8 protein-coding genes and 1 pseudogene are annotated in these 10,644 nt (G+C 65.8%); 6 read left to right on the forward strand and 3 right to left on the reverse strand.

From position 1 onward, the window contains the following. The first annotated feature begins 199 nt into the window (after positions 1 to 199). Together AB4Z09_RS25545 and AB4Z09_RS25550 are read left to right on the forward strand one after the other, a co-directional pair. On the forward strand, positions 200 to 592 hold the full coding sequence (locus AB4Z09_RS25545) for a hypothetical protein (protein WP_442240984.1): 393 nt from the start codon (positions 200 to 202) through the stop codon (positions 590 to 592). Between the two features lie 485 nt (positions 593 to 1,077). After that, the gene (locus AB4Z09_RS25550; protein WP_442240985.1) at positions 1,078 to 1,302 is read left to right on the forward strand and encodes a hypothetical protein; all 225 of its coding nucleotides are present in this window, start codon (positions 1,078 to 1,080) and stop codon (positions 1,300 to 1,302) included. A gap of 97 nt (positions 1,303 to 1,399) precedes the next feature. Here the strand turns inward: AB4Z09_RS25550 and AB4Z09_RS25555 are convergent, their stop codons facing one another. Next, on the reverse strand, positions 1,400 to 3,037 hold the full coding sequence (locus AB4Z09_RS25555; protein ID WP_442240986.1) for an AMP-dependent synthetase/ligase: 1,638 nt from the start codon (positions 3,035 to 3,037) through the stop codon (positions 1,400 to 1,402). Then, positions 3,034 to 4,809: an acyl-CoA dehydrogenase family protein gene (locus tag AB4Z09_RS25560; protein WP_442240987.1), complete on the reverse strand. Its 1,776-nt coding sequence runs from the start codon at positions 4,807 to 4,809 to the stop codon at positions 3,034 to 3,036. Before AB4Z09_RS25560 ends, AB4Z09_RS25555 begins: the two co-directional genes overlap by 4 nt. A gap of 39 nt (positions 4,810 to 4,848) precedes the next feature. Between AB4Z09_RS25560 and AB4Z09_RS25565 the strand changes: the two genes are divergently transcribed. The 3 genes from AB4Z09_RS25565 to AB4Z09_RS25575 all read left to right on the forward strand — a co-directional run bounded on the left by AB4Z09_RS25565 (position 4,849) and on the right by AB4Z09_RS25575 (position 8,908). Further along, positions 4,849 to 5,844, forward strand: a complete 996-nt coding sequence (locus tag AB4Z09_RS25565; RefSeq protein WP_442240988.1) for a GlxA family transcriptional regulator — start codon at positions 4,849 to 4,851, stop codon at positions 5,842 to 5,844. Positions 5,845 to 6,191: 347 nt separating this feature from the next. Next, positions 6,192 to 7,475 (forward strand): hypothetical protein, encoded by a 1,284-nt coding sequence (locus tag AB4Z09_RS25570; protein WP_442240989.1) that lies wholly within the window; start codon positions 6,192 to 6,194, stop codon positions 7,473 to 7,475. Then, complete coding sequence (locus AB4Z09_RS25575) at positions 7,475 to 8,908, forward strand: lipase family protein (protein ID WP_442240990.1); 1,434 nt, start codon at positions 7,475 to 7,477, stop codon at positions 8,906 to 8,908. The genes AB4Z09_RS25570 and AB4Z09_RS25575 overlap by 1 nt, the downstream gene beginning before the upstream one ends. A 169-nt stretch (positions 8,909 to 9,077) precedes the next feature. Here AB4Z09_RS25575 and AB4Z09_RS25580 read toward each other — a convergent pair whose 3' ends face one another. Then, the gene (locus AB4Z09_RS25580) at positions 9,078 to 10,094 is read right to left on the reverse strand and encodes an iron-siderophore ABC transporter substrate-binding protein (protein WP_442240991.1); all 1,017 of its coding nucleotides are present in this window, start codon (positions 10,092 to 10,094) and stop codon (positions 9,078 to 9,080) included. A gap of 238 nt (positions 10,095 to 10,332) precedes the next feature. Here AB4Z09_RS25580 and AB4Z09_RS25585 point away from each other — a divergent pair. Then, positions 10,333 to 10,644: pseudogene (locus tag AB4Z09_RS25585) on the forward strand (MMPL family transporter); the annotation flags it as partial.

Raw genomic sequence — 10,644 nt, forward strand, 5'->3', positions numbered from 1 at the left:
GGTCCGTCGAGAGGGATCGCGGTCGATTCCCGCCGCGGTTGCCGTCGCCTCCAGTGCTCTGAGCCACGCTGCCCCCTCTGTCTTGGCAGGTCGCCTGGTCCTTGTCGGCGCAACTCCGCCACTTGCACCCCTTAATCGACTCGGTGCTCTCACGATGAAACGTGAATCACTATGGAAGCGTTGGGAGAACGATGGAGCAGTGCTGCCGCCCGGAGATCGGCACGACTTCCAGTTGGATCGAAACGACGACCGGCTGCAGTTCGGTGGCTGGTTGACGACCGACACGGTCAATCTTGGTGCGGCCGTTGAAGTCAGTCGTGACCGCTCAGCCGTCTGCCTTCTCTTACCCCCAGAGTTCGCAATCGATGAACTCGAGCGCGTGATCGAAGGACTTCGCCTGGTGTCTGTCGACGGGAACTCGTTGGTCAGGCATTTCGTTCCGCTTGTTCTCGAGGGCGCGAAGCTTGTTCGGGGGTTCGGGTCGTTCGACGACCGGGTCGTCGGCACGGATGTCTTTGCGGAGGAGGAGGTTCTCGACGCTATTCAACCGGGTGTCGAACGCTGGATGTCCGACGGAGGGACGGCACCCTAGGTTGATCGGGCGCCCGGTTGTCGATGTGCCGCTGGTCAGTTGAAGTCGCGGGGTGTTACCCGACCTTGTTCGCCGCTTCCATCAGCTGCGGGGGTGAGCTGGTCGATCACCCACGGCGTGGCCAGGACGCTGGTCCGGCGCAGACCGGCGATGATCTTGGTGTCGGGCAGGGGGCCACCGCGGTGCCGCGCTTGACCGCGCCGGGGGAGGCGTGGGCGGGGCTCTTTTCGGCCTCGGCGGTGTCGGACACGAACACCACGACCACGTCGGCGTCGACCTCGGAGATGTGTTCGGCCGAGATGTCGACGAAGAAGCTTCGTCTGGTCCTGCCAAGTGGTCTGCCACGCCTTGTCGGGGTAGGCGACGGCGGACAGCTGATCGTAGGTGGCCTTGTCGAACCCTCGTAGGGCGCGAGATCGACGACCACCGGTCGGGTGTTGCGCCGACGCGTTCAACCAGCTGTCCGAGGTGACGACGCCCGACGGGTGCGGTGGCGGCACAGCTACGCCGCGCTGGGGCGCCGCACTGCCAAGTCCCGTCTGGCCGGCGACGGTTCGGTGGCAGAGCGGACCGTGTTCACGTGGGATGCGACGACGTTGGTGGAGCAGAATCGGAACGACGATCTGTTGCAGTTCGGTGGCTCGTTGATGACCGACACGGCGAACTTTGTTGCTGCCGTTGAATTCAGTCGCGAACGCCCCGGGTTGTGAAGCGGAACCCAGCCCGCTCCACTTCACAACCGGTGGCCTTCACCTGTCAGGTCGACTCACCGGACAGAGTCCGGACCAACCTCCCTGGACTTCACACCTAGTGCACCTCAACCGGTCTCCCCGCGTTGGCGTACATCGCGTCGATCAGATCCGCGTAGCACTCCGAGACCGCGCTGCGGCGGATCTTCTGTGTGGCGGTCAACGTGCCCGCACCGATCGAGAGTTCCTCGGGCAGTATCTGCCATCGTCGGATCCTCGAGTACCCCGGTAGCGTCTCGTTCACCGAGTCGACGATCTGCGCAATCTCGCGCTCGGGGTCTTCGTAGTGCTCAACCGCTGGTGGGGACAGTGTGAACAGCACCGAGCAGAACGGGCGCCGGTCGCCGACGACGAGTGCCTGCGAGACGAGTGGGTGCCGGGAGAGTTCGTGCTCGATCGGGGTCGGCGCGATGTTCTTCCCACCCGAGGTGATGATGAGATCCTTGATCCGCCCCGTGATCGTCAGATAGCCGTCCTCGTCGATCGAACCGAGGTCACCGGTGTGCAGCCACCCGTCACGCAGCGCCGCCGCGGTGGCCTCCGGGTTGTTCTGGTAGCCGGCGAACACGCCGACACCGCCGACCAGGAGCTCTCCTTCTGGGGAGATCTTGATCTCGAATCCGGGAAGGGCGCGGCCGACGGAACCCAACTTGAAGGCGTCAGTCGCAGAATTTGTCACCACACCGCCGCCTTCGGTGAGTCCGAAGCCCTCGAGGACCGGGACTCCCGCCTCATGGAAGAATTCCAGGATCTTCAAGTCGATCGGCGCTCCGCCGGCGCTGAATTGCCGGACCCGCCCGCCCAGCATCGCCCGGGTCATCGCAAGGCGGTCTTGGTGCGATCGGGTCGGGTCGGCATGGACGGCGGAGTACAGCTTCTCGAAGATCCGGGGCACCGCCGGGATGTAGTGCGGCTTGATCTCGCCCAGATCCGCCAGCATCTGCTGTGGGTCTTTGGAGACATAGGCGACGGTGCTGCCGTAGGCGTAGCAGCACAACACGACGACGCGGGCGAACAGGTGGGCCTGTGGGAGGAACACCGCAGCGGTCTCGCCGGGCAGGACCATCTTGTACGCGAGCAGGCCGGCGTAGACGCCCCGCAGGTTGTCGTGGGTGAGCGTGCAACCCTTCGACTTGCTCGTCGTTCCCGAGGTGTAGACAACGCTGGCGACATCATCCGGCGTCACCGCCGCCGCGCGCGCCAGCAACTCCGCCCGGTGGGCGGCATTGTCGCCGCGGGCAGCTACATCCCCGATCGACTCCTCGACCAATCCCGGGTGCAGGCCGATGATGGTCACGCCCAGGCCGAGCGAGTCCACCATCTCCGCGGTGGCGGTGTTGTCGACGAACACCAGACGGGTCCCGCTGTCTCGCAGCACCCAATCGACCTCGGCCGCGGTGCTGGTGGAGAAGACGGGGACCGTCGCCGCCCCGGCCGCGAAGATCGCCATATCTGCGACGGTCCAGGCGGTTTGCGAATCCGCAAAGATCGCAATGCGGTCGCCGGGGGCGACCCCCATCGCGACCAACCCGGCCCCGGTGCGCTGGATGAGCTCGTCGGCCTCGAGGTAACTCACGTCGTGCCAGTCGCCGCCGAGACCCTCCGGCCCGCGGTGGCGGAACGCTGGGAAGCCGCGGTGCCGCGCGCCGCTGACGGCGAGTGCGGCGAGCGTTGCCGGGATGTCCGGCATGGTCATCGGGTCCATTCGATCACCCCGTCGATCGCGATCCGCTCTGCCTGGGAGTAGGTGGGCCGACCTTCCTCGAGGTACCGCATCCGGAAGAGGTTCGCCGCATGGCGCTTTACGGAGCCACCGTCCCGCTCCTCCTGGTCGCGGGCCTCGGAGAGCAGCGCCGCCCAGCCGGCGACATTGACCATGTCGCGGATCAGCCAGGTCACGAGCATGTGGCGCTCGTCGTCGTCCTCCGACGCCCGGATCACCTTCACCGCATCCTCGATGCGGTCGAGACGGTCGGCCACCATCGAGGCGTCCTCGAGCGACGCCATCTTGCCGGCGAAACGACGCATGACGACGAGGTATGCGTCATCGACGTCGTAGCGCAGGATGTCGCGCATGATCTGGGCGCGGATCGCGTTGTGGGCGCCCTCCCAGTTCTCCTGGGTGATCGCGTCGCGGAGCAGGCGCGGGATGGGGGAGAAGGTCTCGATGGTGCCGTTCCCGGAGAACGTGTCGAGCGCATGGTGGCAATGATCGACGGCTGCCTCACCGGAGACCGCCTTGACCGCGCTGGACATCAGGCGGATGTAGCGGGTCGATGCGGTGTCATCGACAACGCCGAGGTCGACCTGGTCCTGCAGATCGATCAGCTGCCACAGCCCGGCCTGCATCGTGAGGGTGTGCGAGCGCATCAGGGCCAGGTTCTCCCTGTTGACGGCATGGTCGATGACGGTCCGGCCGAAAACCGAGCGTTCCTGCGCGTACATCTTGGCGATGTCGTACGCCCGTGTCGACATTGCGATCACAGCGACGGACAGCGCCATTCGGGAGAGATGGATGAAATTGCTCATGACGAGGTTGAAGCCGCGTTCGGCGTCGTCGCTCAGCGGAATGGCCCAGGCTCCGCGGTAGTCGATTTCCGCGGTGGCGAGCGCGCGCGTACCGAGCTTGTCCTTCAGGCGGCGCAGCGTGTACGAGTTGTGCGAGCCGTCCGGCAACGTGCGCGGGACCAGGAACACCGACAAGCCCTTGGTGCCGGGGCGGTCGGTGTCGTACCGGGCGGTGATGATGTTCAAGTCGGCATCGGCATTGGAGGTGAACCACTTCTCGCCGGTGATCCGCCACTCGCCGGCCTCGTCACGCTCCGCGATGGTCGCGTTGGCGCCCACGTCGGATCCTCCGGTCACTTCGGTCAGGAACTGCGAGGCGGTGAGGTTGTCGCGGTAGTTGGGCGTGAGGAGTTTCCCGATCCACTCCTGGGCGAAGGGGATTTCCGGGTGCTTCTCCAGTAGGCGGGCGGTCTCGAAGTTGCAGATGACCGGGCAATTGTGACCGGCTTCGCCGAGCATGCTGGCGAGGAAGTAGAAGGCGAAGCCCTCCTTCAGGCCGCCGCGTTCGGTGAGCCGGCGCACGATGTCGCTGCCGTAGATGGCATCGCCGACCTTCGCGTATCCGCCATGGTGGCGCACCTCGTCGATGCGACGCCCGATGCCGTCATAGGGCTCGTGGATGGGGTAGTTCATGCGCGAATCGTTGGCGTTCGCCGCCGGCTGCACTGCAGCGAGCGTCGCGCCGGCCTGATCGAGCTCGCCCGCGATGCTCTCCAACTGCTCCGCCGGGAAATACTGGCGGAGGGTATGCAGCATCTCGCCCTGGCGATTCCAGAAGTTCTCTTCCATCTTCTCTTGGAATCGCGCGTACTCGCCGCGGAATTTGTGGTGATTCGGCTGGGATGCCTCGCTGCTGCCGCCGGCCTWGATTGCATTTTCGGCGATCCATGTCGATGTCATGTTGAGTACGTTACGAAGACTATGGAGCCAAATCTATCGGTGAAACAGACAGAAGAATCGGCGCAAGAGACAACGGTGGTCATCCTCTGTCCGCCCAGAGCGGTCGCGATGAGCATCGCTTTGGCGAAGGATCTCTTCTGGGCTGCCACGCTCATCGCCCCCGCCGGTCCGCACCGAGTTCTCATCGCTTCCACGGACGGCGAACCAATTTGCTGCGGCGGCAACACCTACATCGACGCCGATTGCGGCATCGACGATCTGCAGGACACCGTCGATCTGGTGTGGGTTGCAGGGGTGTGGGGCTGGCCCGGTCCACAGACGGCGGCGATCGAGTCGTGGCTCGCCCGAGCACACGACGCGGGATCATTGATCGGCGCCGCGGGGACCGCCACCACATTGGTCGCATCGGCGGGCATTCTGGATGGGCGCCTTGCGACAACGTATCCGCAGGCAGCTGCGGCCTTCGTCGAGCATTTTCCTGCCGTCAATCTGGAGCCGACGCGCGCGCTCACCGCCGCCGGCGGGGTGTTCTGCGCGCAGGGGATCAACTCCGGAGCCGACTTGGCAGTGTCCCTGATCGAGCGACTGCACGGGCCGCGTGTTGCCGCGTCCGTCGCCGACGACTATCTCGTCGATTTCCACCGTTCGTATCGCGTCACTCAGGTTGAATTCGATGCCGCCAGATACCACGGGCACGCCGATATCCTCGACGTCCAACTGTGGCTCGAGACTCACTACGATCACCCGGTCCAGCTTTCCCGGCTCGCCGCGCACTTCTCGATGAGCCCGCGCACGCTGACGCGCAGATTTCATTCTGCAACAGGGGAATTGCCGACCGAATATCTCACCCGACTGAGAATGTCCGTCGCCGACGACCTGTTGCGTAACCACCGACTCACCGTTTCGGAGGTCGCCCGGCGGGTCGGGTACACCAATACCGGAGCGTTTTCGGACGCATACCTCCGTGCCTGGGGTAGGCGTCCGAGCGCCATACGTACCTCGGCCAAAGGAGGAAACCGCGCAGGCGACAGATGATCCGGGGCAGCGAGGACCTTCCCCGCCGCCCGCTGAGGGGCCGCCAGGGCGGGCGTGTGTCCTGGATTCCGGCATCTCGGATCACTGCCGGGACGCGTTCTGATTTCTGGAAAAGAGAACGCCGACGGGTTTCCTCGAGATTGATCAATGATGTGCGTGACGGTGATCGAATGGGGTCACCGTGGGTCCGATGTTCTGAAATGGGGTAGTCATCCCATTTGTCGCTATCCAGGAGTTTTGGTGGGTCGTATCGACGATTTCCGATGATTCGAACCGGTCGGTAAGTATTGTCTGCGTAGATCGAGCATGTCGGGGTGGCCATTTCCGAGTGAGCCCTGGGGGGCGACATGAGTGCTGGATTGAAGGGGCGCTGGACCCTGCGCGCGTCCGTCGCGGGCGTGGTCGGGGTCCTGGTCGCGACGACCGTGGCGGTCGGGGGTGTGGCGTCGACACCGGCCGCGGCGTCCGAAACGGACGTCGACCACTATCTGAATCTGCCGATGAGCAATCGGGACGCGGCGCACGGCCCCGGCGGGGTCAATCCGGCGCTGCCCACCGACCGCGCCACGCTCAGCCGACTTCTGGGCGAGGCCCGCGCGAGYGGCGCCGCACCGCACGAGTATCAGGCATTGCTCTTCCAATACTGGCTGGTGGAGGCCACCGACACCGCGGGGATCGACCTGGCCGCGTGGGATCCGCGTGCCGGGGTGGCGGTGAACCGGGACAACCTGATCAGGTCGTACCGCCTCTACGAGGACTTGCAGCTGGAGCGCCGCGAACTGCAGTGGGCGGGCATGGGCGGCATGGTCGGCGCCGACTTCGGCGGCGGGCTGATCGACTTCGAACTCATGACGAACGCCTACGACCTCCCGCCGATTCAGCAGTCCGCCCGGGCCGTGGTCGAGGCCGCCACCGGCGTCGCCGGCCCGGACATCGTCGACTCGCTCCCGGACGGACTGCGGGCGCTGGCCGAGGCTGGAAGCGAAATCACCAGCGAGGACCTGCATTTCATCCTCGGAATGATCATGGTGATGCAGAAGAACATCTTCTCCGACCTGATGCCCATGCATCGCGCCTACGTCACCGGTGGGCTCCCCGCCCTCGAAGAGATGCAACGTGCGGGGCTGTTCGGTGACGACATCATGACCGCGTGGCGTGATGTCGCGTCGCAGGATCCGGACCGGATCGCGCGCGGCAACGGTGCGCTGTTGCAGCGGGAACAAGGTGTGATCATCCGGGAACAGTGGGACACCGTTCGCAACTACAAGGACACCGTCGGCCAGGCGATCACGTACCTGTCCACCGTGGCGGGGTCGCCGTCGGTTGCCGGGGTACTGCCGCCACGCTCGTTCCGTCCCATCGAAGTCAGCTCGCGCCTGCCCGATGGGCGCACCGCTACCCTGACCAGTCCGCTCCCGGCGTGGAACTGGTCCGTCTACGACGAGCGATGGGACTACATCACCACCCAGCTCCTCCCGAAGTACAAGGACATGGTCGAGAACAACTGGCCGCAGCTCGAATCCGAGCTACGTGTGCCCTACGAGACGCAACTCGAAACGCATCGACCGCTGCTCAACATTCCCCAGATCATGCTGGCCGCCCTGCAGAACACGGAAGTGACGGTGTCCTGATGACAGTCAATGCGACTCGGGGCCACAGGCTCTCCGCAGCCACACGAATCCTGTCCTACGCGGCGGTGGCCACCGCCGCGATCATGGTCGCCCCGGTCGGCGCGTCCGCCCAATCGGCTGACGGGTCGTCGTCGGCCGGCGGGTCGCTGTCGGCTGACGGGTCGTCGTCGGGCGGCGGCCAGTCCGACGTGCGGACGCCGCGCCTCGACGAGGTGTTCAACGGATTCGTCGTCGGCGCGCTCGACGCCGGGACGGCTGCATCGCGAGTCGAGTCGTTCAAGGCGCTGACGTCGCGCGACTCCTTCTACGACGAACCACCACTGACCGGGGCGGAGCGCCCGGGCACCGTGCTCAAGATCAAGCCGGTCGACATGATGTTCCTCGGCTACAAGCCGGGCAGGATCGACGCCTACAAGATGATGTACGTGACGACCGGACTCGACGGAACCACGCCCGAGGTCAGCACCGGCATCGTGATGATCCCCGTCGACGGCACGCCCGCAGCGGAGAAGAAGGTGATCAGCTACCAGGAGGCCAACGACAGCGTCGGCGCCTACTGTCATCCGAGCACCCAGTGGACCGGCGGGAATCCGCTCGACGGCGCCGCCTGGTCCGCGCTCGGACCGCTGGCATTGATGTTCGGCAAGGGCTACGCGGTGGTCATCTCCGACGTCGGCAACGACGGCGACCCCGACCCGCACGGCGTCTTCGCCGGAAAGTACGCCGGCCACGCCCAACTCGACGCCATTCGTGCCGCCGTATCGGCCCCGAGCACGGGGCTCAGCGCACACGCCCCGATCTCTCTGTTCGGTATTGCGGGAGGCGGAGTCGGCGCAGGCTTCGCCGCCGAGGCGCAGGCGCAGTACGCCCCGGAGTTGAACGTCCGGTCCGCCGTCCTCGAGGGCATGGTGGTCAACACGCGGAACTTCATGCGCACCGCCGACGGTTCGATCGGCTCCGGGTTCGCCTTCGCCACGTTGCTCGGTCTGGAGCCGAAGTACCCCGAGATGCGGATCGACGAGAAGCTGAACCCCGTCGGCAGGGCGCTGGCCCACGTGTATCGAACGCAGTGCCAGACGCCCGCGTACTTCACGGCGCCGTTCGTTCCATTGGAGACGCTCTTCGTCGGTGGGCAGAACCCGGCCGACATTCCCGCGTTCCAGCACGTCTACGACGACAACCTGCTCGGGACCGAGGCTCCGAAGTCGAAGGTTCTCATCACGTCGTGCGCCAAGGACGACTCACCGATGTCCCTTGTGCCGGCAAAGGACTCACGGGAACTCGCCGACAAGTATCGGGCCGGGGGAACCGACGTGACGTACGCGCCGAGTGACTGCAGCATGGTGCGGATGCTCACCGACCTCTACGGGTGGGGCACTGACCTGTTCGGGATGCAGACCATCGACTGGATCGAACAGAACTTCGCCGAATGAGCAGCGCACGCCGCGAGAACGGGAGGAGGTGACCGACGTGATCGATGCCATGTTCACCGGGAGCAGCTACATGTTCTCCCTGGGGCCTGTCGCATTTCTCGAAGCCTTCGGACGCATCTTCGGTTCCTGACCGCGGTCGCGGACGAGCCCGGCTCCGAACGCGAAGTCGTCACGCAACCCGCTTCGCGGCCTCCGACAGCTGCGGGGCGATCCGGTCGATCACCCACGGTGTCGCGAGGACGCCCGTCCGGCTGAGGCCCGCAACCACCTGGGTGTCGGGCAGGGGCACCGCGCTGCCGCGCTGGACGGCGCCGAGCGAGTTGTACGTGGGGTTCTTCGTGGCCTCTCCCTCGTCCGGCACGAACACGACCACGACGTCCGCGTCGACCTCGGTGATGCGTTCGGCGGAGATGGTGGCGAAGAAGCTGTCCGGATCGCTCTCGGCCGCGAGCTTCTCGACGCCCGGGGAGTTCACGAACCCGAGTTGGGTGAGGACCTGCACGCGGGGGTCCGTCGGCTTGTAGACGTTGACCTGACCGTTGGTGGTGTCGAGGTTGATCACCGACAGGGTCTTGCCGGCGAACTCGGGGTGCGCGGCGGCGGTGTCGGCGAGCATCGTGTTCATGCCGTCGATGAGCTTGGTCGCCTCGTCGGACTTGCCCATCGCCTGACCGATCAGCGTGGTCTGGTCCTGCCACGTGGTCTGCCACGCCTTGCCGGGATAGGCGACCGTCGGTGCGACGGACGACAGTTGGCCGTAGGTGGCCTCGTCGAAGCCCTCGTACGGTGTCATGATCGCGTCGGGTGACAGGGCGGCGATTGCCTCGACGGGCGTGGAGGACGTGGCGTCGAGCAGGGTGGTCTCGCGGGGGTCGTACTTGTCCGACAGCCACGGCATGACACCGTTCTCGTCGGCGCCGTAGGAGTTCTTCGGCATGCCCACCGGGGTGCCGCCGAGCGCGTAGACGACGTCCTCGGCGTTCCAGCCGAGCGTGACGATCCGCTCGGGGGTCGACTCGATCGTGGTCTCTCCGAACGTGTTCGCGATCGTGACGGGGAAGGCACCGTCGGAGGCCGTGGTCGTGGAATCGCTGTCGGTCGACGACGAGCAGGACGCGAGCAGTGCCGTCGCGCTCAGGGCGGCGACGACCGTCGCAACCTTGCGGCGGGTGGTGAGAGCGAACACCGGGGAACTCCTTCGGGATCGACGAGATCGGAGAAGGTGAGCCTAACCTGCGTCTGCGGGGCTGTGTGACGGGGTGGGTCGGTCCGGCCCGACGCGATCGCCTCGCGGCGAAATCGATCATGAACGTATGACGCGGTGGCGGCCCGTAATGTGAAGGCCTGTGCTCCACGGCGGCGACTGGTCACAGCCTCCGCCGTCCACTATCCGCGCTGCTCGTCGGGGGCTGAGGAGTCCATAGGTGTTTGCTCGCTGGGGGGATCTGGTCTACCGGGCCCGTTTCACCGTCATCGCGGTGATGGTGGCCGGACTGTTGGCGCTGGGCGCCTACGGTTCCGGTCTGGGTGCGCACCTGAGTCAGAGCGGGCTGGACGATCCCGGCTCGGAGTCCGTGGCTGCGGCGAGACTGGCGGACGGCACGTTCGGCCGGGATGCCACCGGTGACGTCGTGGCGATGTACACCGCCCCCGAGGGAAAGACGGTCGACGACCCGGAGTTCACTGCGAAGGTCACCGACAGCCTGCAGCGACTGGTGCAGGAGCATCCCGACGAG

The organism is Rhodococcus sp. TAF43 (assembly GCF_052113525.1).
Taxonomy (GTDB): Bacteria; Actinomycetota; Actinomycetes; order Mycobacteriales; family Mycobacteriaceae; genus Prescottella.

Coding starts and splice junctions, on each gene's coding strand:
- AB4Z09_RS25555 (WP_442240986.1), bottom strand. CDS start 3,037: ATGACCATGCCGGACATCCCGGCAACGCTCGCCGCACTCGCCGTCAGC.
- AB4Z09_RS25575 (WP_442240990.1), top strand. CDS start 7,475: ATGACAGTCAATGCGACTCGGGGCCACAGGCTCTCCGCAGCCACACGA.